The sequence below is a fragment of the Mammaliicoccus sp. I-M35 genome, assembly GCF_022386455.1.
In the GTDB taxonomy this organism is placed as follows: Bacteria; Bacillota; Bacilli; order Staphylococcales; family Staphylococcaceae; genus Mammaliicoccus; species Mammaliicoccus sciuri_A.
Genome location: NZ_JAJNIL010000004.1, coordinates 221461 through 244279 on the forward strand (window position 1 = coordinate 221461; position 22819 = coordinate 244279).

At 33.3% G+C, this 22819-nt stretch carries 18 protein-coding genes; 8 read left to right on the plus strand and 10 right to left on the minus strand.

Annotated elements, in window-relative coordinates; translation table 11 throughout:
- Nucleotides 1-46: 46 nt before the first annotated feature.
- Together LQ679_RS06700 and dcuS are read right to left on the minus strand one after the other, a co-directional pair.
- Nucleotides 47-760 carry a response regulator gene (locus tag LQ679_RS06700; RefSeq protein WP_037589138.1) on the minus strand — a complete coding sequence of 238 codons (714 nt, stop codon included), beginning with the start codon at nt 758-760 and terminating at the stop codon, nt 47-49.
- A complete protein-coding gene (dcuS, locus tag LQ679_RS06705; RefSeq protein ID WP_239762305.1) occupies nt 754-2361 on the minus strand; it encodes a DcuS/MalK family sensor histidine kinase in 1608 nt (535 codons plus the stop codon). Before dcuS ends, LQ679_RS06700 begins: the two co-directional genes overlap by 7 nt.
- A 198-nt stretch (nt 2362-2559) precedes the next feature.
- On the opposite strand from dcuS, the gene LQ679_RS06710 reads away from it, so the two are divergent.
- The 4 genes from LQ679_RS06710 to LQ679_RS06720 all read left to right on the plus strand — a co-directional run bounded on the left by LQ679_RS06710 (nt 2560) and on the right by LQ679_RS06720 (nt 6596).
- Nucleotides 2560-2952: a (deoxy)nucleoside triphosphate pyrophosphohydrolase gene (locus LQ679_RS06710; protein WP_239762306.1), complete on the plus strand. Its 393-nt coding sequence runs from the start codon at nt 2560-2562 to the stop codon at nt 2950-2952.
- Between the two features lie 2 nt (nt 2953-2954).
- Nucleotides 2955-5837, plus strand: a complete 2883-nt coding sequence (locus LQ679_RS06715) for a DEAD/DEAH box helicase (RefSeq protein WP_239762307.1) — start codon at nt 2955-2957, stop codon at nt 5835-5837.
- 287 nt (nt 5838-6124) lie between these two features.
- Nucleotides 6125-6247, plus strand: a complete 123-nt coding sequence (locus LQ679_RS14795) for a hypothetical protein (RefSeq protein ID WP_275589903.1) — start codon at nt 6125-6127, stop codon at nt 6245-6247.
- Nucleotides 6248-6488: 241 nt separating this feature from the next.
- On the plus strand, nt 6489-6596 hold the full coding sequence (locus LQ679_RS06720) for a putative holin-like toxin (protein ID WP_481817224.1): 108 nt from the start codon (nt 6489-6491) through the stop codon (nt 6594-6596).
- Between the two features lie 181 nt (nt 6597-6777).
- Here LQ679_RS06720 and LQ679_RS06725 read toward each other — a convergent pair whose 3' ends face one another.
- Entirely contained in the window at nt 6778-7689 is a 912-nt protein-coding gene (locus LQ679_RS06725; RefSeq protein WP_126477410.1) for a LysR family transcriptional regulator, read from the minus strand.
- 182 nt (nt 7690-7871) lie between these two features.
- On the opposite strand from LQ679_RS06725, the gene LQ679_RS06730 reads away from it, so the two are divergent.
- From LQ679_RS06730 to LQ679_RS06745, 4 genes are all read left to right on the plus strand, one after another.
- The gene (locus LQ679_RS06730; protein ID WP_037589132.1) at nt 7872-9191 is read left to right on the plus strand and encodes a GntP family permease; all 1320 of its coding nucleotides are present in this window, start codon (nt 7872-7874) and stop codon (nt 9189-9191) included.
- A 17-nt stretch (nt 9192-9208) separates the two neighbouring features.
- Nucleotides 9209-9964 (plus strand): SDR family NAD(P)-dependent oxidoreductase, encoded by a 756-nt coding sequence (locus tag LQ679_RS06735; RefSeq protein WP_037589131.1) that lies wholly within the window; start codon nt 9209-9211, stop codon nt 9962-9964.
- 36 nt (nt 9965-10000) lie between these two features.
- A complete protein-coding gene (locus tag LQ679_RS06740) occupies nt 10001-10423 on the plus strand; it encodes a lipocalin-like domain-containing protein (protein ID WP_037589130.1) in 423 nt (140 codons plus the stop codon).
- Between the two features lie 751 nt (nt 10424-11174).
- On the plus strand, nt 11175-11582 hold the full coding sequence (locus LQ679_RS06745) for a DUF7679 family protein (RefSeq protein WP_037589129.1): 408 nt from the start codon (nt 11175-11177) through the stop codon (nt 11580-11582).
- Nucleotides 11583-11777: 195 nt separating this feature from the next.
- Here LQ679_RS06745 and LQ679_RS06750 read toward each other — a convergent pair whose 3' ends face one another.
- From LQ679_RS06750 to LQ679_RS14805, 7 genes are all read right to left on the minus strand, one after another.
- Nucleotides 11778-13595, minus strand: coding sequence for a solute:sodium symporter family transporter (locus tag LQ679_RS06750; RefSeq protein ID WP_239762308.1), 1818 nt, complete (start codon nt 13593-13595; stop codon nt 11778-11780).
- 52 nt (nt 13596-13647) lie between these two features.
- Nucleotides 13648-14955 (minus strand): LLM class flavin-dependent oxidoreductase, encoded by a 1308-nt coding sequence (locus tag LQ679_RS06755; RefSeq protein ID WP_239762309.1) that lies wholly within the window; start codon nt 14953-14955, stop codon nt 13648-13650.
- A 370-nt stretch (nt 14956-15325) separates the two neighbouring features.
- A complete protein-coding gene (locus tag LQ679_RS14800) occupies nt 15326-15874 on the minus strand; it encodes a TetR/AcrR family transcriptional regulator (protein WP_037589126.1) in 549 nt (182 codons plus the stop codon).
- 32 nt (nt 15875-15906) lie between these two features.
- Nucleotides 15907-18243 carry an MMPL family transporter gene (locus tag LQ679_RS06765; protein ID WP_239762310.1) on the minus strand — a complete coding sequence of 779 codons (2337 nt, stop codon included), beginning with the start codon at nt 18241-18243 and terminating at the stop codon, nt 15907-15909.
- Between the two features lie 207 nt (nt 18244-18450).
- Nucleotides 18451-19770, minus strand: a complete 1320-nt coding sequence (gene gtfB, locus LQ679_RS06770) for an accessory Sec system glycosylation chaperone GtfB (protein WP_239762311.1) — start codon at nt 19768-19770, stop codon at nt 18451-18453.
- Nucleotides 19763-21268, minus strand: a complete 1506-nt coding sequence (gtfA, locus tag LQ679_RS06775; protein ID WP_239762312.1) for an accessory Sec system glycosyltransferase GtfA — start codon at nt 21266-21268, stop codon at nt 19763-19765. The genes gtfB and gtfA overlap by 8 nt, the downstream gene beginning before the upstream one ends.
- Before the next feature lie 143 nt (nt 21269-21411).
- On the minus strand, nt 21412-22819 hold a 1408-nt coding region (locus LQ679_RS14805), incomplete at its 5' end, for a MucBP domain-containing protein (RefSeq protein ID WP_275589904.1).

A 22819-nucleotide genomic window follows, 5' to 3' on the forward strand; every position in this document is an offset into this window, starting at 1 on the left:
AAAAAAACCAAACGAACCGAATCGTTTGGTTTTTTATTGAGATATATCATGACATATATCCTTGTAAATATTTTAAGTTGTCTTTGTTTAACTTGTAGAAGTATATCGGTCGGCCAATACCATACGTTAAAGACTCTTCTAACACTTCAATATCGGTTAAGAATTTTAAATACTTTCTGACAGATACTCTTGAAATATTAACTGCTTTAGAAATATCATCTGTTGAAAATGCATGATCTTCAAAGTCATTCATCTTCTCAATGATACTTTGTAACGTTTCTTTTGTGACACCTTTTGGCAATTTCAGTTCTGAATCATCTGTAACAACTTGTTTATTCAAGAACTCTGCATCAATATCTGCTTGTTTAATTTGATGATTACCTTTAAAGAAAGTCTGTCCTTGTTTGTATTTAAGTAAAGACTGCTTAAATCGTTCAAATTCAAATGGTTTAATTAAATAATCTACTGCACCATATCTGAAGGCTGTCTGAATATCTTCAGCATCTGTAGCAGCTGTTATCAATATCGCATCTACTTGATAACCTTGCTCTCTTACATATTTCAAAAAAGTTAAGCCATTTTCTTCTGGCATGTATATATCTAACAATAATAAATCGATTGTCTTTGACTGAATGACTTCCATTGCTTCTGTTACATTCTGTGCAAAATCAACTAACGCTTCAGGATCTACTTTTTCTATAAATTGACGATTGATTTGCGCAACCATTGGGTCATCTTCAACTATAAGTATATTTAACATTTATCTTCGTCCTTTTTCGGATAGTTTATAACAACTGAGAACTGTACATTTCCTGCTTCATGCGCATTGATTGATATTTGACCATCAAGCTTTTCAACACTTTGTTGAACGAGGTGTAAACCATACCCTCTATTCTCTCCTTTAGAAGAAAAGCCTTTTTCAAATATATGTTCATCTAGTTCATGATTGAGCCCTATGCCTGAATCTATTACATCTATCATTAACTGATCTTGTTTATAGTTCAAGTGTACGTCAATTGTTTTCTTTTTAAGTGATGATGATACTAATGAGTCTATACTATTATCAATTAAATTACCGATAATAGTAATCACTTCATGTGTAATATGTGAATCTTTCGGTTCTGGTATCGTAGCATGATTCACAATAGAAAGCTTGATTTGTTGTTCGCGTGCCAGACTAAGCTTACCAATTAAGAAACCAGCTAGTGCAGCATCTTTAACTTTCGATGTGATATCTCCACTTTCTTGACTACCGAGTTCAACAATTTCACGTATGTACTGTTTTAAATCATCGTAATGTTCCATCTGCAACATACCAGAAATCACATGCAATCTATTACTAAATTCATGCGATTGAGCTCTTAACGTATCTGCATACGTCCGAACGCCTACCAACTGCTCTGATAATTTATGCACTTCTGTCTTATCTCTAAACGTTGATATCGCACCTACAATGTCATGATTCACAATCAATGGTACTCTATTCACCAATATCTTCACGCCATTAATATCTTGTTCTTTATCAAGTTCAGGCTTTCCAAGCTCAACAATCTTAGGCAATTGTGTCGAAGCCATATAATCATTAATTGGCATACCTATAGGATCTCCTTTAAGACCTGCTTTCTTAAAAATATCCATTGCAGACTTATTGACCAGATTAATTTTACCTTCTTTATCAACTGCCACAATCCCTTCATGAACAGACTGTAACATCGTATTCCGTTCACCTAGAATTTTCGCGATATGTGAAGGTTCAAGCCCTAACAAAATACGCTTAATATAAATCGATAATAAATACGCACCAATAGCACCGACAATTAAACCAATCACAGATCCAATAATAATTTTCTTATTACCATCCGCTAAAGCCTCGTATACCGTCTGCATAGGCACACCAACCGATACCGCACCAACTTGTTTGCCATCAGCATATATAGGCGTAAAAGCACGCATCGTTAAACCAAGCGTACCTTTCGCAATAGAAGAACTAGCCTTACCATGTAAGACCTCTCCTTCATCGCCACCTTTAAAATGCTTACCAATCAACTTCTCATTCGGGTGAGACTTTCTAATGCCATTCATATCCATCACTACAATAAAACTCACGTCCGTTGTTTTTTGAATCTTAGACGTATAATCTTGGATCTTATGATCATCACTATTCTCAGCCAAAGACTTCTGCACAACCTCAGAACCCGCAATCGCCTTACCAATAACCTCCGCCTTCTCCTTTGTCGTACTATGAATCGTATCCTTAATCGTATTACTGATCAATAAACACGTAATTAATAAAGAAAATAACACTACAATACAAACCACAATAATCACAAGCGTACTCAACTTTAATCTTTGCTTCTTCAAAACATAACCGCCTTTAGTAAACATTACAAATGTCATTAATTATTAAGAATATATCATATTCTTAGTTTTCATATAATAAATCATAGGAAATTATCTAAAGTTGAATTTTTATGGATCGTAATTTTACATTTTATTAACCTTGAGAACAATTTTTGATAAAATATATAGACAAATATCATAATTTTTGGAGGTAATATTTTGAAAAAACAAATCGAAGTTGTAGGTGCAATTATCTTTAATGATGATAAGATACTTTGTGCACAAAGAAATGAAAATATGAGTTTACCTCTTATGTGGGAATTCCCTGGCGGTAAAATAGAAAAAGGTGAATCTGAAATAGAAGCTTTAAAACGTGAGATCAGTGAAGAAATGTTATGTGATCTTGAAGTTGGTGATAAAGTTACTTCTACTTCATATGAATATGACTTTGGAATTGTTAACCTTCATACATATAAATGTAAATTGAAAGAGAAAATGCCTACACTTACTGAACATAAAAATATTCAATGGCTTGATGTTAAAGATCTTGAAACTTTAGAATGGGCACCAGCCGATATACCTGCTGTCAAAATCATTGTAGATGAGGTATAAATATGAACAATTTATTAGAAGACTTTAATCAGTCGCTACACAAAGGGTTTATAGATCGTACAATTTCACATAAAGGTAATTTCATGCCGAAATTATTGGTTAATAATAATGAAGAAAATGTACTTTCTACTATTATTAATGAACTACATAAATGTAAGACATTCACGATTTCAGTCGCTTTTATCACAGAAGGTGGATTAGCAAGTTTAAAATCGCATCTATATGATTTAGACAAAAAAGGTGTTCGAGGTAAAATTATTACTTCGAATTATTTAGGGTTCAACACGCCTAAAATGTATAAAGAATTATTAAAGCTTAAAAATGTAGATGTAAAATTAACTGGTGTTAGTGGATTTCACGCTAAAGGTTATGTATTTGACCATGAATATTATTCGTCCATGATTGTCGGAAGTTCTAATTTAACTTCTAATGCTTTAAAAGTTAACTACGAACATAATATCTTACTTTCTACTCAAAAGAATGGGGATCTCGTTTATAATGTTAAAGCTCAATTTGATGAACTATGGCATAATAGTACGCCTCTTTCTGATGAATGGATTCAAGACTACGAGAAGACATATGACGCGCGTAATTTAAAAGAAGCCTATCGTATTACAGAGCAACAAAATGAAATCCAAAGAAATATTGATGAAGCAGTTAGAATCGAACCTAACATTATGCAAAAAGAAGCTTTACATTCATTAGCTGAACTCAGAAAAGAGCATAAAGATAAAGCATTGATTATTTCAGCTACTGGTACAGGAAAAACAATTCTCTCTGCATTAGATGTGAGAAGTTACAATCCTAATCAATTTCTTTTTATCGTTCATAATGAAGGTATTTTAAAAAGAGCCATTCAAGAATTTAAAAAAGTACTACCATTCGCACAAGATGAGGACTTTGGCTTATTAACAGGGAAACAAAAGAATACTAGTGCTAAATATTTATTTGCAACGATTCAAACATTATCTAAAGAAGATGTTTTTAGGCAGTTTGATGAAAATTACTTTGATTATATCGTTTACGATGAAGCACACCGATCAGCTGCCTCATCATATCAAAAGGTATTCAATTACTTTACACCTGATTTTGTACTTGGTATGACAGCAACACCTGAAAGAACCGATAATTTAAATATATTTGAAATGTTCGATTACAACATTGCTTATGAAATTAGATTACAAAAAGCGCTGGAAAGTGAAATACTATGCCCGTTCCATTATTTCGGTGTCACAGACTACGTTCATAATGGGCAATCTACAGATGATTACAGTAGTTTAGCAGATTTAACTTCTGATGAAAGAGTTAAACATATTCTAGAAAAGACACAATACTATGGCTATTCTGGTGATACGCTTAGAGGACTTATTTTCGTAAGTAGAAAAGACGAAGCATGGGAACTCGCTAAAAAATTAACAGCTCTTAACGTACCTTCGCTTGCATTAACTGGTGAAGATAATATGGATAAACGACAAGAAGCAATCGAACAACTAAAATCAGGAGAAATCAATTACATTATTACCGTTAACTTATTTAACGAAGGTATTGATATTGCACCTGTAAATCAGATTGTCATGTTAAGGGAAACAGAATCAAGTATTATCTTTATTCAGCAGCTTGGTAGAGGTTTAAGAAAAGCGGAAAGCAAAGAATATTTAACGGTTATTGATTTCATAGGTAACTATAAGAAAAACTACCTCATTCCAGTCGCATTATCTGGTGATCAATCACAAAATAAAGATAATTACAGAAGATTTATAGCGGATAATACTGCATTAACAGGTGTTTCTACTATCAATTTTGAAGAAGTAGCTAAGAAACAAATATATGATTCACTGAAACAAGTCAATTTGAGTTCAGCAGCTCACATTAAACAGGCTTTTAATGAAGTTGAACAAAGAATTGGTCGAACGCCATTATTAATGGATTTCATTAGACAGAATTCTATAGAACCTAGCGTGATATATTCTAGTGATAGTACTTATAATAACTATCATGAATTCCTCGTCAGATTTAAGAAAATTGAAGACACATTAACTAAAAATGAAAGTCTCAACTTAACATTCTTGTCTCGAGAAATCGCACCAGGCTTAAAAAACGTTGATTATACAATTTTAGAAGCTATTATGAGAAGACCTCATAAAATACATGAGCTACTACCAATCGCACAACAAATTGATTCAAACGTTACAAACGATGACATTCAAACAACCTTAAAAATTTTAGACCATCGTTTCTTTAGCGTTACAATAAACAAAACGTATGGTAACCCTATTATCAACATAATCGATGATGAAGTTAGACTGACTGATACATTTTCAGCAGCACTAGAAAAAACAGAGTTCAAAACATACGTTGATGACATTATCGAATTAGCTAAATACAATAATATGGTTCATCACGGTAGCCAAAACGGCCTACTACTGTATAACAAATATACAAGAAAAGACTTCGTTAAATTACTAAACTGGAAATCTGATGAGTCTGGAACAATTAACGGCTATAAATTCGGAAATAATACTTTACCAATTTTCATTACATATCATAAACAAGATGATATCAGTGATAATACAAAGTACGAAGATGAATTCCTAAGCCCTGACGAACTCAAATGGTTTACAAGAAGTAATCGTACATTAGAATCAAAGGAAGTCCAAAAAATCCTAGCACATCAAGAAAATAATATAGACATGTATATCTTTGTAAAGAAAGAAGACGTGGCAGACGGGAAAGAATTTTATTACCTGGGAAAAGCCCACTACAATAAAGATTCAGCAGAACAAACAATCATGCCAAACGCTAAACAACAAAATATCGTCACAATGACATTATCTATGGAATCACCTGTAAAAGACGAAATTTATAGATATATCATAGAGGCGTAGGAAAAAGTCTAGGACATTAATGTTCTGGACTTTTCTATAGTATGAACCACTCTCATTGTTAATCACCCGCTTCTTGTACTTTAACTAAATTATATTAAATACTCTTTAATTTGTGCTATGAGCATTAAATTATTACAAAAAAATAACCATTCCCAACTATTAATCAAGTTTACGGAATGATTGAAATTATCTTTATTTTAATATAAGCAAGTTCGAAAGATGGTGGCTAATCTCTATTTCAAGGGTGATGCCTATGATGTTGGTTTTTGATCCTTGAAAGTAGTAGAATGACTGATTATGAAATTCTAATGGTTGTCATATCAATCATTGGTTTAATATTAATAAGCAACAATCAAAAAGTAACCATCTCTAACTTTGGACAGTTAAATGGTTACTTTTTAATCAACTAACTAGCCACTTTCTTTCGAACGGGCTAACTGGCCAACGTGTTAGTGTACGTCGCCATTTTATAGTTATATTATACAATAATCCGTAATATTATGTCTATAACAACCAAAAATTATGTTACAAATACTGGTAATTTGGTATAATATAACAGAGCAAGTTGGATTGATGGTGGCTAATCTCAGTATAGAGTGAGGTGGTGCTTATGAAAGTATCAACAAAATCTTTAGAAAGGAGACGCCTTTAGTGATTACAATTGTTGATGCAATTAAGCTGATGATAGATTTCGGTACTTTTATCGTAGTCTTAATTGGCTTAGTCATTACAATTGTGAAGTTAAACACAAAAAAGTAACCATTCCAACTTTTGACGGAGTTCTGGAATGATTACTTATTATTGTTCTAAAAACTTCAGTCACCGTCTTTCGAACGGGCTCATCGGGCAACGTGTTCGCGCACGTTGTCCTTTTTCATTTACATAATATCATAATTTGGTATATTTTGTCTATTTTCTATGTTCTTTTAGTTCTTAACACCTATCTCTCTTTAAATCGCATTATTGCTAAATTTAAAAAGACACTTGCTGCTTTAGAGATATCAAAATGCTTATTATATGCAATTGCTACTGTGTTCTTATAAACGAACTCATTTAATTTGAAATACTTTACGTTTTGATGTGATGATTTCATTTTTACACTTGCTGGTACGACTGTTATGCCTAATCCTTCGTTTACTAAGTAAAGTGCATTATCTACATTAATGGTTTCTACTATTGTTTGTGGCTTCAAATCATGATCTTCAAAAAATGTATCTGTCACTCTGCGTAATGTCATATTGTTCTTAAGTAGTATAAATTTTTCTCGATTCAATTTATTAATCGCAAATGGTAATTTATGTTCTGAAGATTGTATATATTTCGCTAATGGATTCTGGTCTGGGATGGCTAAGTACAATGCTTCTGTATATAACGTCTCGTAGTCTATTTCTTCATTATTGATAGGTAATATGGTTATGCAAATATCTATTTTATGTTCTGCAAGTAGCACTTCTATTTGATTCGCACTGTCTTCTATTAATTCAACTTCGATACCTGGATAGTTCTTTATAAATTCAGGCAAAATATTATATAAAGTATGTGATGCTAGAAATGGGTTCACCCCTATTTTTAAGCGTCCTTTTTCTAAATTGGCGATTTCTTGTAATTCATAAGCCATTTTTTGAGAGATGTTCTCCATTTCTTCTGCATAAGCTAAATAACGTTCTCCTGCGTAAGTTAATGTTAAAGGATTACTTTCTCTATCAATGAGTTTAACCCCTACTTCTGATTCTATATCTTTCAAAAATTTACTTAAATAAGGCTGTGAAACGTATAAATGTTTAGCTGCATGAGAAATGTTTCCAAATCTCACAATAGCCTCTAAATATGATTTAGCATGTAATTTGTTCATAGGTTCATGTCCCCTTTATGTCTATCTTTATAAGCGTAACCCCTTATGATACTTGCTTTCATACACCTCTATAACTAATTAGTTATCACGCTAATAACTAAACAAGTCTTTTACTTCAGGCGATTTCAGGCGAATAATAGTATATGTAATCACATAAATCGTAATTGTTATAGGGGGATTTTATGGAAACAATAGGTACGATTGGCATCATTATAGGTATCCTCTTCATTATTTATTTATCAATGAAAGGTTATTCTATTTTGGTTATAGGGCCAATAGCTTCAATCATTGTTATTCTAACAAATGGCTTACCGTTCTTTAATTCTTTAGTCGGTACCGAAGAATCGTATATGACTGGTCTCGCCGGTTTTATTATTAGTTTCTTTGGTGTATTCATTCTAGGTTCACTACTTGCGAAGTATATGGACCAAAGTGGTGCAGCACAATCTATCGCTGAAAAAATCATTAGCAAAGTTGGTACAAACAATCCTTATTCTATATTAGTAGCAATCTTCTTAATTACTGCTATTTTAACATATGGTGGCATTAGCCTGTTTGTTGTTGTCTTTGTTATTGTGCCTTTAGCTAAACCATTATTCAAGCAATTAAATATCGCTTGGAACTTAATTGGTATTCCAATCATGTTAGGTTTAGGTACATTCACGATGACGATGCTCCCTGGTACACCGTCAGTACAAAACGTTGTCCCTACTAAATATTTAGGTACAACATTAACAGCGGCACCTTTATTAGGTATTATCGGTGCAGTTGTCGCAATAGTATTTGGGTTATGGTATATGAAATATGCATTAAATAAAAGTCTTAAAAAAGGTGAAACATTCGATGACTTTAATGTCGAACAAGACGCTTCTGATCAATCTAAAAATAAAACACCGAACTTTTATTTAAGTATTTTACCAATTATCGTGTTAATAGTAATTAATATTGTGGGTAGTATATTAAGAGTAGACAATGTTATTCTGATTGGTTTAGCAGTGTCTATTATCTTATCAGCTATACTATTTTATCAATATATTCCTAAACAAAAAGCAATTATTAATGATGGTGCAGTAAGTTCTATCTTACCAATGTTCTTAACCGCTTCAGCTATCGCATTTGGTACTGTTGTCACGTTAGCACCAGGATTTGATGGTATTAAGACTTTCATCTTAAATATACCAGGCAATCCATTAATTAGTTTATCAATCGCATCTGCATTATTTGGTGTGATAACAGGATCTGCATCTGGTTCACTAGGTATCGTAATGCAAGCATTCGGTAAACAATATGTTGATATGGGACTCGATCCAGATGCTATTCACAGAGTAGCTACAATGTCTTCATCAATATTCACAGTTATGCCGCACACAGGCGTTGTATTAACATTCTTCGCTTTAACAGGCTTAACACACAAAAACGGCTTTAAATATTTATTCATTACAAACACAGGTGCAAACTTACTCGCACTTATCGTTGTTATTTTAGCATCAATTATTCTATAAAATTCAGGAGGTTTTACATTATGAGAAACGTAATCGTAACAGGATCAGGACAAGGTATTGGATATGCAATCGCACAAGCTTTTGATAAAGAAGGTGACCGTGTATTTATTTTTGATATGAGTAAAGAAGTTGCTGATAAAGCAGCACAATCTTTAAACAACGGTGTCGCTTATCAAGTAGACGTAACAGATGAACCAACTATTGAAAAATCAATTAAAGAAATCACTGAACAATATGGTCCAATAGATGTACTTGTTAACAATGCAGGTATTCAATTTATTTCTAAAGTAGAAGACTTCCCATTAGAAAAATGGAACCAAGTTATCGGTGTTATTCAAACAGGTACATTCTTAATGACTAAACACGTATTACCAAGCATGAAACAACAGAAAAAAGGTCGTATCGTTACAATTTCATCAGCACATGGTGAAATGGCAGACCCATTCAAATCAGCTTACGTTGCTTCTAAATTCGCTCAAATTGGATTTGCTAAAACAGTAGCACTTGAAGTTGTAGCAGATGGTATTACTTCAAACGCTGTATTACCAGGACCAGTTCGTACTGCTTTAATTGAAAATCAACTTGCACACTTAGCAGAACAAGACAATTCTACTGAACAAGAAGCAATGGAAAAATACATTACAGGTAAAATGCCAATGAACCGTTTATTAGAACCATCAGAAATTGCAGATACTGTCATATTCTTAGCATCAGACGGTGCTTCAGCAATTACTGGTGAAACAATCAGTGTATCAGGCGGTTCTAACGCATAATTTATAAATAAACAAATTATCTAAGGAAGTGTTCAAATGGCTAATTTAAAAGATCAATTAATTGGAACTTGGAAATTAGTAAGATATCAAGATGAAACTGAAAACGGAGAAATCTTTTTCCCATTAGGTAAAGATGCAACAGGATTTATCATGTATAACCCAGACGGCTATATGTCAGCACAATTAATGCAACAAGGCCGTCCAGCATATGAATCAGGAGATTTACACACAGGTACACAAGATGAAATGGCTACAGCAGCACACGGATACGTAGCATATTCAGGTAAATTTGAATTAGATGAAGAAAATTCAACAGTGTACCACACAATGGAAGTAAGTATGAACCCAACATGGTTAGGAGAAACACAACCAAGAATCTTCACATTAGAAGGCGATACACTAAGTATCATAAACGGTAACGTTCCCAACCAAAAACTCGTTTGGGAACGTGTGAAATAATTAAATAATAATGATGAGAAAACCGGGACTAGTATGGCAGTCCCGGTTTTTTCTGTTTTGAGATGGGTGATTGGGGCTGGAGATGGAGTGGCTGGTGGATCTTTTAGGGAGGCTGATGGATCTGGGGCGGATTGGCAGTAGATTGGATTGGCGGGTTGGCGGAGAGAATTAGGAAAAGTGGGCGCTATGTTGCTAGATTGGAGAGTCTTGCAACATACAGGAGCTCTATGTTGCTAGTTTGGATAGTCTTGCAACATACAGGCGTTCTATGTTGCTTGTTTGGAGAGTCTTGCAACATACAGGCGTTCTATGTTGCTTGTTTGGAGAGTCTTGCAACATACAGGCGTTCTATGTTGCTAGATTGGGGAGTCTTGCAACATACGGGAGTTCTATGTTGCTTGTTTGGGGAGTCTTGCAATATACGGAGCGCTTATTTATCTTGTTTGGGCAGTCTTGATAAATACAAGCCCGCTATTTATCTTGTTTCGCCAGTCTTGATAAATACAAGCCCACTATTTATCTTGTTTCGCCAGTCTTGATAAATACAAGCCCGCTATTTATCTTGTTTAGGTGGTCTTGATAAATATAATGTCCTGAACATTGCTAGTCACACTCCACTTGCAATATTCAGACCTCCAACACCCCCATTCCGCCCTGCCCACCTTACATTCTCGTTAGACCTTCCATACATTTCTATTGTATAATTATGGTATTAATTTTCGCTCGGAGGTAATTTTCATCTGTGTCTAAAATGTATTTTTATGTAAAAGTTAAGCGCTTGGATGGACGTGTTCTGAACTATCAATTGCCTAATGATTTACAGGAAGCGATGCGTATATATCGAAAAGAAAATCCGAAGACTTGGACTAAGATGTTCAAACATGCTTTAATCAACATTCCTTTAGAACCATATAGCGCAAAGAATCATTATCGACCATTAATTGGTGTTGGCTTAATTAAAAATGTATTCTATCTCAATAAACCAAAAGCACTGCGCACAAGAGGTCAGTTTCTAACATTTGATAATTGGTCAAAGAAAGGTTGGAAACACTTTTGGAGAAGCTCTGCTTTTTTAAGACACGATCATAAATTGAAGTCTAAGATTAATATCATGTATCAATACTACCAATGGAAAAAATGGCATAAAAAAATAAGCTAACTATATTCGCAGTATAGTTAGCTTACACCTATTAAGGTTTGTTTGGTATTCACAATCCACCTGTGAGCCTTTACTTATTAACCATCAGTTCTCTAACCGGAGCCTGATGGTTATTTATATTACTTCTAAATTTTAACACATTTTTCTTAACTTATACAAGTAAAGTTACACTATAGATCAACCCACTATCTCTCATCATTTCACCGACTGTTCTAAGCTATTCGGTAAAACATTTCCTTGTTGTTCTATATTTAATTCTTCTTTGAGTTGTTTATTGTACTGCTGCTTTAGTGTTGACTCATATTTATGTGACCATTGTTTTAGACTGACGTAATACAGAACGCCCACTACTATGACGAGCGCTACGACCATTGGCCAGAATAATGGTGAAACGATATTCTCCTGTGAGGCTAATCCTATCGGTGAGAACAATACGAATGTAAAGACCATTGACCCAAATAAGACTACTGTCACTGGAATGGTATATTTCCATGGTGTCATATCTACTTTAGGATTTGGTTTGAATTGATAAGGTGTACTTAATGGCTTAATTGCTCCAATAACAATCATTAAAAGTACTTCAATGACAAACAATAATCCTTGTATGTAAATAAAGTTTATCGCCATCTCATAATGGAAAAACATCGGCAAGCCCCATATGAGTAAATAATAAACAATGACATGTGAAATAATCACGATTTTAGGTCCGATAGCTGGAATTCTTTTTGAAAATATCCCTACCAGTACGATTGCGATGATAGGTATGTTAAAGAATCCTGTAAACTGACGAATGATTGTCCATAAGCCTTGTGGTGCATTCATTAACATGGGTGAAATAAAGAATGTAATAAGCGCCAAGATGACGCCGAACCATTGACTCACTCTGATCATTTGTCTATCAGTCGCTTCTTTATTGATGAGTACTTTATAAATATCGTAAACAAACAATGTTGATGCACTATTGAGCAACGCATTAAAGCTTGAGAATACTGCACCTAATAGTACAGCTAAAAAGAAACCATTTAAAAATGTCGGAAAGACATCTTTAGTTAAAGTTGGATAAGCTAAATCCATATTCTTTAATCCTGAACCGTATAAATGATATGCGATAACGCCTGGTATCATCATTAAAAATGGTACAAGAATCTTAAGAAAACCTGTAAATAACGCACCTTTTTGACCTTCTGCTAAACTTTTCGCTCCGAGTGTTCTTTGAATCACATATTGATTCGTACCCCAGTAGAATAAATTAGCAAAAATCATACCTGTAAAAATCGAACCAAATGGCACGTCATCTTGTTGTGAACCGATTGAATTAAGCTTTTCTGGATGTTCTGTAGCAATTGTCTTCATGCCAGCTAACATATTGCCATCACCAAGTGCAATAAATCCAAGTATCGGAACCAGTATTCCGACAATCAACAATCCGATACCATTTAATGTATCTGAAATTGCAATTGCTTTTAACCCACCAAGAACTGCATACAGCATTCCGATAATGCCGATCACCCAAACGATGATCCAGATTGATATTTCATATGTAATGCCAAACATATTGGGTATATCAAAAATTTGTATCACAGCTAATGAGCCTGAATACAGTACTGAAGGAATGGTAATGAAACCATAACCCACCATAAATAACACGACAATTAATAGTCTCGTTTGATGGTCGAAACGCGTATTTATAAATTCAGGAAGCGTCGTAAAGGCGCCTCCTAAATATTTGGGTAATAGAATGGTCGCTAATATAATGACTGAAAATCCAGCAGTTACTTCCCATCCCATACTTGATAAGTTATTCTGATAACCTTGTCCGTTTAATCCTATTAATTGCTCGGCAGATAAATTGGTAAGAATTAAGGCACCTGCGATAAATCCGCCGGTTAACCCTCTTCCACCTAAGAAAAATCCGCCAGAACTATTTACAGTATTCTTCGTCTTATAGTAAGAATACCAAGCGACAATACCGATAAAGAATGCACATGAAACAAGTGTAAAAGCTACATACATATTGTTGACCACCTCTTCAGAAGAATAACAGCTTTAACTGTTTTAATCGTTCTTAACTATGTTGCTTTGCATAACTTAATCCAATTTTTTCTCGTAATGTTCCTTCGTTATAATCTTCTTGTACTAATCCTCTATCTTTTAATATTGGAACCACTTTATCTACAAATAATTGGAATTGTGTAGGATTGAGTGGTGCCATAATATTAAAGCCATCAGCAGCACCTTTCGTAAACCATTCTTCCATTCTATCTGCAACATCTTCAGGTGTCCCAACGATAATATGATGACCTCTTGCGCCAGCTACATGTTTCATAACATCTTCAAGTGTAGAATGATGTTTCTTAGCTGTTTCTTTAATCAAATCAACACGACTTTGAATATTGTTTCCTTGGTCGATTTCAACATCCTCAAATGGTGTATCTAATTCATATCCACTTAAATCTGTATCACCTAAATAAGAAGATAGTAATTCTAATCCCATTTCTTTCGGAATCAAATCTTGCAACTCATTATAATTCTTTTCTGCCTCTTCTCTCGTTTCACCAATAAACGGGAATATTCCAGGCATAATCACAACATCTTGGTGATCGCCTCTTTTTTCTTTAACTTTACGTTTTAAATTTTCAGCAAAACGCACAGCTGCATCCACATCATTTTGAGCAGTAAATACAACTTCTGCATACTTAGCCGCAAAATCAATGCCTTTCTTAGAAGAGCCAGCTTGCACAAGTAAAGGATGACCTTGAGGAGGTTGTTCAATATTTAACGGCCCTTTAACACTGTAAAATCGTCCTTTATAATCAATCGTCTTAGGTTGATAATCAGGCAATAATCTACCTTCATCGTGTAACTTTTCAGGATTCACATCTTCCCATGAATGCCATAACTGTTTAGAAACTTCTACAAATTCATCCGCTTGCTCATACCTTAAATCATGATCCACATTATTTGTTCCATTGAAATTCGATGCAGTCGCATTAATTCCAGAAGTAACAATGTTCCAACCAGCTCTACCATTACTATAATGATCTAAAGAAGCAAAGATTCTTGCTAGATTGAACGGTTCAGAATATGTCGTTGAACCCGTTACAATTAGACCCAAATGCTTCGTTTCTCTAGCTACAATAGACATGAGTGATAAAGGTTCGAAAAATGAAAACATATCAGGATGTGTCTTCTTATCTACATACAAACTGTCTGATACAAACAAGAAATCAAACTTAGCCTTTTCCAAAATCTTTGCCTGTTCAATCGTCTTCTCTAAATTCATACCACCCTTTTTGATAGACTCAGGATGTCTACTACTCGCAACATGATGTCCAAAACCTGTTAAAAAATATCCTAATTTCATTCTTTTCATCTTTGTTCCCCTCCATTATTTATTATTCCGATTGGATTAATAAGAAATATCTTACCATTGTCTATTTATAGAGTCAATTTACAATTTTCAAAAAATTTATTTTTAAAAATAAAAATACCTACCAACATCAATTATTGGTAGGTATAGATAAATTCAATTTATATAAAAAGTCGAAAACTTATTTTTTCTTCTTTTTCTCTTCCATAATCGCAAGAATAATAAAGCCAACAATGAATACAGGAATGAATGCAGCAATAAACATCATTTGAAACACCTCTTATCTTAATATTCTTTATATCATGCTTATCATACCAAGAAATAAGATAAGGTCATAGTAAACAAGTGTGGTTGGATGGGAAATTAATATTTACTACGACGCAAACATTCTAGATAAGGTGTTGAGTATGTTATCTAAATCTTTTTCATTGATTTCAACGTCTTCGGCTACGTAATTTTCTAATATAGAGAGTACTGAAGCGACATATGCTGCGATGATAATATCAATATGTGATGAATCATATATATGCCCTGATTCTTTAATATGTTGTTTGATACCTTCTGACATATTCTTTTTTAATATATTTTGTATAGATGCTTTCTTATTAGATATCACTTGAGAAAATGCATCTTTATATTTATCTACAATTTTTATCAATTCTTTTAAACACTTCTCTGGCGAGAGTGTTATATCTGTAAAAACTGCTTCATGTTCTATGATGTAATCTAAGCATGATGACAACAAATGATATTTGTCTTCAAAATGGGCATAAAAGGTTGTTCTGTGCACCATTGCTTCATCACAAATTGCCTGTACTGTTATTTCATCGAAACTTTGTTTTTCTAACAATGTGATAAGTGATGTGTGCAATAGCTTATATGTCTTTTGTACTCTTAAATCCCATTTATTATATGATTTCATTTGTAAATCCTCCTTTGTATTCATTCTGGCATTTATGATTTTTTAATGAGTTCTGCCAAAATTTTATTAATGCTTTCAATATTTTTACTTTGTTGTTTCAATATATCCAAAATTTCTTCTTTATTTTGTTCATCGACTTCAATATGCTGATCTATTAATGGACTATTGATATGCATATTTGTTTCGGGTGTAGGTTGATGATATGTTTGATTTTGCTTAGCTGTATGTTCTAAATCACGACCTTCGATATCAATATGAGGAATCAGTTTGCTTAACCACGCTGGAACAAACCATGTTGCTTTTCCTAATAAAGTTGTAAGTGCCGGAATTAATGTTAATCGTACTATAAATGCATCAAACAATACACCTAAAGCTAATGACAGACCCATTGATTTAATAATTGGATCTTCTTGGAATACAAATGCGATAAATACTGAGAACATAATCAATGCTGCTGCAACGATGACTGGACCACTCTTTTTAATACCTAATTTTACGGCCAGTTTATTATCTTTAGTCTTATTATATTCTTCATGTATTCTCGACATTAAAAATACTTCGTAGTCCATTGCTAGTCCAAATAATAAACTGATGAGAATAACAGGTAAAATCGCAAATAATGGACCTGGTGTATCAATACCAAATAGTTCTGACATGACACCATCTTGCATAATAAGTGTTGTGACACCCATACTTGCTAATAGCGATAGTATAAATCCTAATACAGCTTTTAGAGGTACGAGTATAGATCTAAATACAACCATTAATAAAATGAACGCTAGTGCGACTATGACGCTCGCAAATAGTGGAATACTCTTATTGATTTTCTCTGCCATATCAATGTTGATTACACTTTGACTTGATACTTCCGTTTTGAAGTTATAATCTTTTTTAGCATCATCATTATAGTCTCTTAAATCATGTACTAATTGATTCGTCGTTTCATCATTTGGTCCTTTTTCTGGAACGATAATTACTAAAGCATAATCTTTATTCTCACTCATCATAGGTGGTAAGACAGTATCAACATTTTTGATGTCTTTTACATCTTTCGTTAAACTTTGTAAATCTTGTTGAAGTGCCTGCATATCATCTTTTTTATTTTTGACATTCACAAGCATCGCGATTTGACCGTTATAACCTTCACCGAATTTATCAGAAATAATGTTGTATGCTTTATGTTGTGTCGTATGGCTAGGATTCATGCCATCATCAGGAATACCTAAACGCATATCTTTTACTGGAATAATCGCTAATACAATGATGATTAAACCTACAAGAATAGCCAATAACGGCTTATTAACAACGAATTTTGACCAGAATGAATCTGCATCATTTTTATTTTGAACGTTCTGTTTATTAGGTTTAATATGCTTATGGAATATACCAACTAATACAGGTACTAACGTAATCGCTGTTAACATAGCAAATATGACGCTAATAGCTGCAACTAAACCTGTAGTCGTTAAGAAATCGATGCCTAACACTGATAAACCTAATACAGCAATTAAGACTGTAACACCTGCAAATACGACTGCACTACCAGCAGTTCCCGTTGCTAAACCGATTGCTTTTATTGTGTCAGGTTCATCTCGTTTAATCTCTTTATATCTCGAAAGAATAAACAATGCATAATCTATGCTTAATGCTAAACCAATCATAACAGCAAGTGTTAACGTTACATTTGGGATATCGAATGCTAATGTAAATAGCGATATAATGCTCACACTTGTACCTAATCCTATAATTGCACTGAGAATTGGTAAACCTGCAGCGATTAATGACCCAAATGTTATTAATAAGACGATAAACGCTACTGCTACACCTACTATTTCAGAAGTAGCACCTACATCTGTAGTCTTCATACCTGTTCCAGTATATTCAACTTGAACATTATATTTATCTTCTAAATCATTAAATTTATCTTGTACTTTATCTCTTGAATCATCTGATAATGCCGTTGCAGATACATCATAATAAACTTCTGCTATAGCTGTTGTCTTATCAGAACTAATTTGTTTCATTTCATATGGATCAGATATTCTATCGACTTTTTTGTCATCATCTTTAATACTCTTCAATGAATCTTGAATATCCTTTGAAATATCAGGCTTAACAATGCCCTCTTTATCTTCTGATTTTATAACGACACGAATTTGTGCCTTATCACTATCTTGATTAAAATGATCTTTAATTTTATTATTCGTATCGACTGATTTTAAATCATTCATCGTTAAATCATTATCAAACTTAGGGTTCGTAAGTAACATTGGTACTAATACTGATAAAAGTATAACCAACCAAATAGTAGCCCCCCAACCTTTATGTTTAGCCATAAAAGTCCCTATTTTATACAATACATTTGCCATAATCTTCCTCCTAATTTCGATTGTAGTTTAAACTATATTGACATAACTACAAGATAATGGAGTACTCACTTAAATAGTAGAGATAATTAAGGGCAAAATGTAAGATAAACTACATTAGAGCATGTAATGTAGTTTTAAATTTAAAAAAACAGCCAAGGCTTGTGCTATGCCTTGGCTGTAACTCTCTATTCTTTATTTACACATTTATTATTCAAACAATGCTTCAAATGCTTGCGCTTGTATTGAACTTGCATGCTTCAATTGATTTTCTCGTTTAGTATCAGCTAATGAAGGGTCCGCTTCTATCTCTTTTAACGCATGGATTAATTGATCTTTATGTTCTAACGAGAATTGATTTTCTTTCGCAATATAATCTGCATTATGCACTGTTTCTTTATATCCTAAAATCAATAACTGGTGCTCAAATGCTACTTTAATAGCATCCAGAATTTCATTACCTTTGTTAATATCTAAATAAATATCGCATGTTTCATACAAAGTATGAATTTTCTCTTTAGTTGCTACAGGATATAGCGTGACATTATGATATTTATTAAGTTGAAGTAACTTTTGAGACATCTCAGTAATAGCTGCAATATGAAATTGATATTGAGGGTGAGCTTTAACGATATCTTCAATATGTGGAATCTGATCAGAGTTCGTTAATGTGAGCACATTGCGCGCTTCTTTATGATTATTTTTAAACTCGTATACATAACCTGCTTTCGCAATTCTACTTTGATGTTCAGATTCTACAAGTTCACGTACTTTATTGTATTCCTCGTTACTTGGTACTAAAATTTTACTACCTCTTGTCTTATCAGCTAACATAAGCTTCATATTTCCCGGTAAATCATCTTTCATTTGTTCTTGCCAATACAAATAGTCGTGTCCTTCTTCTTTTAAATCATGAAGGACTGCAAAAGGTATAGCTAAAGAATTGATTAAAAAGCTTTCTAAAGGTGTTTCGCTCATTTTCAAATAAAATATGACAAACTGTACTTTTGATTGAAAGATATACTCTTTATCGTTCCATTTCAACATAATATCATTCGTTACAAAATTCTCACTTATAATTTCTTCATTTCGATCATTAAACCATCGTTTAACAATGCGTCTTTGATTATCATCAACCATTAATTGCGCATACTTTAAACCTTTATCATTATAGTAGTCAATGACTTGCGTCCTACCTTGTTTGTTCAACCATTCAATTCGCTCAACTATTCTAAAACCGTAGTTCTTCTTATATATAATTCTACCTTTTACTTCGCCCATATTTTTAATTTCTGCTGAATTATTATTACCTTCAATTTCCCAAAATCTTGGCAATGGCACTTGGTTAAAGAATAAAGGTTTTGAAGCATGATCATCATTATTTGCGAAAAACTGATAAGGTGTTATGACATTTGAAGGTAAGAAACCATCTTCTTCAATGACAATGGTCTGTACATTCACCTTTGCGTTCTCAAATGTTTTATAAAGTCTTTGTGTTCTTATATCGAAAGATTCAAATAGATTAATCATGTAGCACCTCTTCAATTAAGTGAAACCACTTTTGTTTAATATTGTCAGTCTTGTATTGTTCAGCAAGTTCATAAGATTTCTCATGAAATGATGAAGTATCATTTTTGAAAAATTGAACAACTGCATTAGCTAAATTATCGACGATTTCCTGTTCTGATTGGTGACTTTTATCGAATGGAATTAAATAACCATTTTCATTATGACTGATAAATGTTGTGTTTCCATAATCGACATCAAATCCTATCATCCCTAAACCAGAGCCGACAGCTTCCATCAATGTTAACCCGAAACCTTCACTTGTTGAACCTGCGAAAAACAATTCATAATTCGCATATACATCTTGTAACTTCACATGTCCTAAAAGCTTGATATAGTCATTCGCTTCATTTTCTTCGATTAATTTTTGAAGCATGTTTCTTTCAGCGCCTTCTCCGTATATATCAAATATCAAATCTGGAATAGATTGTTTTGCTTTGACAACGGCTTTTACTAACCAATCTATATGTTTTTCACTGGCTAATCTTGATGCCGTTATGACTGAATAAGGCTTTCTACTATCCGGTATAATCACATCATGAATACTACCAACAGGCACTGTATATATCTTTGGAAGGTTTCCGTAATATTGATTAAATTGATGACTCAGAACTGTTTTTTGTCGGTCTGTTGCTGCAATATAAAAATCAATTTCTCTTGAATGAGAAAATACATATTCATAATAATTATTCCATAGAATATAATCATCAGTTGTTGAATTTTCACTATAATGTTCAGCATGAATGACAACACCTAATTGAGCCTCGCTTTTATTTTGAATAACAGGTTGAGCCATTCCTTTAGACCGGTCAATAAGCACAATATCCTTTGATGTTAAATGCAGACATTTCATGAAATAAGCTACAAATTCCTCTTTAGAATAGAAAATTTGATCCTTAAACATATATAACTGACCGTTATTATTTAAATACTCGTTATAAGCAATAGAACCATCTTCATTATAGAATTGTCTCATATAAACTTTCGCTCTATTTTCATGTGGCGCGTAATATTCCGAGAATGTTCTAGTGTAAGTATAGAAATCTTTTCTGATTAGTTTTCCTCGAGAAACAAACTCTGCTCTATCCACATATGGCTTACCTTGTTCCTTTAGAAAGCATGTCACGTATGTTTGATTCGTTTCACTAAACAACTTTACTATTTTTTTATTTTCTTCTCGACGTGTTATTTTCATATCAAGCGTATCAATTAAATTATTTATGGTATAAGTAGTAGGTGCAATTTTAATATCTGTAAAATATTGATATAACCAAATAATTTCATGATCATAATATCCCATATGACTTGTTAAAGTTTGAATGTTCTCACGTGTCATAAAGTCTAAAAATACAAATTTCAAACTTTCCTTTTGTTCACGTAGCATCTTAGCTCTATAAAATTGGGCATATTCGATGCCGCTACTTGCCCAACCAATACTATAATTAATATTATATATTGTCATAATAAGTCCCGTCCTTACAAATTATCATAATTATAAAAATTACAAACAAACTAACCTTCCGCAATTCTCTTTTTAAATAATTATATAATATTTGCATTTAATAAAACAAGCTAAGAGTGCAATCTCTTAGCTTGTTTTTAAAATTACTGATTATCATGATTATTTTTACGGCGACTTCTAAATAACAAAGCACCACCAAAGACTGCAAGTAAGCCACTCATCAAACCAGAATTCTGTTTAGTTTCACCTGTATCAGGTAACTTTTCATCATCAGAAGACTGATCACCATTATGATCCTTAATTTCATTAGAATCTGCATCTTCTTCAATATGATTATTTAAAGTATTTACTTCATAATTATCATCTTGAACAACATTGTTCATATTAGTATCAACTGTATTTGAAGTCTCATCTATATTCATAGCGTCACTTCCAATTTCGCTCATTGAGTCACTCATGCTTTCTGATGTACTTTCGCTTGTTGACTCACTTGTACTTTCTGAATCACTTTCACTTGTTGATTCACTTGTGCTTTCTGAGCCACTTTCACTCATTGAGTCACTCATACTTTCTGAACTGCTGTCGCTTGTTGACTCACTCGTACTTTCTGATGTACTTTCACTCGTTGATTCACTTGTACTTTCTGATCCACTCTCACTTGTTGATTCACTTGTGCTTTCTGAACTGCTGTCGCTTAATGAGTCACTCATACTTTCTGACTCGCTATCACTCATTGAATCACTTGTACTTTCTGAGTCACTTTCGCTTGTTGATTCACTAGATGATTCTGAAGTTATTTCTTCATATACATAAACTACAGTTTGCGGATCTCTAGTATAAACACCTGATTCACTACCATTAACTTCTTTGAGTTTATAATTACCAATTTGCTCTGGATGTGTCGAACTATAGTCTTCTCCTACTTTGCCATTCAATACTGTATCTGGTTGTATTGGGTTTCCATTCTCATCCACATATCTCACTGTTACATGACCGTCTGCTTTTTGATACACGTACGTCACTGTTTGATTGTCTCTTGAATATTCTCCTGTTGGGTTGCCTTCTGTTCCTAAATAATTGTATTCATTGATTTGTTCTGGATGTGTCGAACTATAGTCTTCTCCTACTTTGCCATTTAATACTGTATCTGGTTGTACCGAATTACCATTCTCATCCACATATCTTACCGTTACATGACCGTCTGCTTTTTGATACACGTACGTCACTGTTTGATTATCTCTTGAATATTCTCCCGTTGGGTTGCCTTCTGTTTCTAGATAATTGTATTCATTGATTTGCTCTGGATGTGTTGAACTATAATCTTCTCCTACTTTTCCATTCAATACTGTGTCTGGTTGCACTGGATTTCCATTCTCATCCACATATCTCACTGTTACATGACCGTCTGCTTTTTGATACACATATGTCACTGTTTGATTATCTCTTGAATATTCACCCTCTGGGTTGCCTTCTGTTTCTAGATAATTGTATTCATTGATTTGCTCTGGATGTGTTGAACTATAATCTTCTCCTACTTTGCCATTCAATACT

Excerpts from the sequence above, each read along its gene's own strand:
- LQ679_RS06700 (WP_037589138.1), bottom strand. The coding sequence starts at position 760 with ATGTTAAATATACTTATAGTTGAAGATGACCCAATGGTTGCGCAAATC.
- LQ679_RS06715 (WP_239762307.1), top strand. The coding sequence starts at position 2,955 with ATGAACAATTTATTAGAAGACTTTAATCAGTCGCTACACAAAGGGTTT.
- LQ679_RS14795 (WP_275589903.1), top strand. The coding sequence starts at position 6,125 with ATGACTGATTATGAAATTCTAATGGTTGTCATATCAATCATTGGTTTA.
- LQ679_RS06725 (WP_126477410.1), bottom strand. The coding sequence starts at position 7,689 with ATGAACAAATTACATGCTAAATCATATTTAGAGGCTATTGTGAGATTT.
- LQ679_RS06730 (WP_037589132.1), top strand. The coding sequence starts at position 7,872 with ATGGAAACAATAGGTACGATTGGCATCATTATAGGTATCCTCTTCATT.
- LQ679_RS06740 (WP_037589130.1), top strand. The coding sequence starts at position 10,001 with ATGGCTAATTTAAAAGATCAATTAATTGGAACTTGGAAATTAGTAAGA.
- LQ679_RS06745 (WP_037589129.1), top strand. The coding sequence starts at position 11,175 with ATGTATTTTTATGTAAAAGTTAAGCGCTTGGATGGACGTGTTCTGAAC.
- LQ679_RS06750 (WP_239762308.1), bottom strand. The coding sequence starts at position 13,595 with ATGTATGTAGCTTTTACACTTGTTTCATGTGCATTCTTTATCGGTATT.
- LQ679_RS06755 (WP_239762309.1), bottom strand. The coding sequence starts at position 14,955 with ATGAAAAGAATGAAATTAGGATATTTTTTAACAGGTTTTGGACATCAT.
- LQ679_RS14800 (WP_037589126.1), bottom strand. The coding sequence starts at position 15,874 with ATGAAATCATATAATAAATGGGATTTAAGAGTACAAAAGACATATAAG.
- LQ679_RS06765 (WP_239762310.1), bottom strand. The coding sequence starts at position 18,243 with ATGGCAAATGTATTGTATAAAATAGGGACTTTTATGGCTAAACATAAA.
- gtfB (WP_239762311.1), bottom strand. The coding sequence starts at position 19,770 with ATGATTAATCTATTTGAATCTTTCGATATAAGAACACAAAGACTTTAT.
- gtfA (WP_239762312.1), bottom strand. The coding sequence starts at position 21,268 with ATGACAATATATAATATTAATTATAGTATTGGTTGGGCAAGTAGCGGC.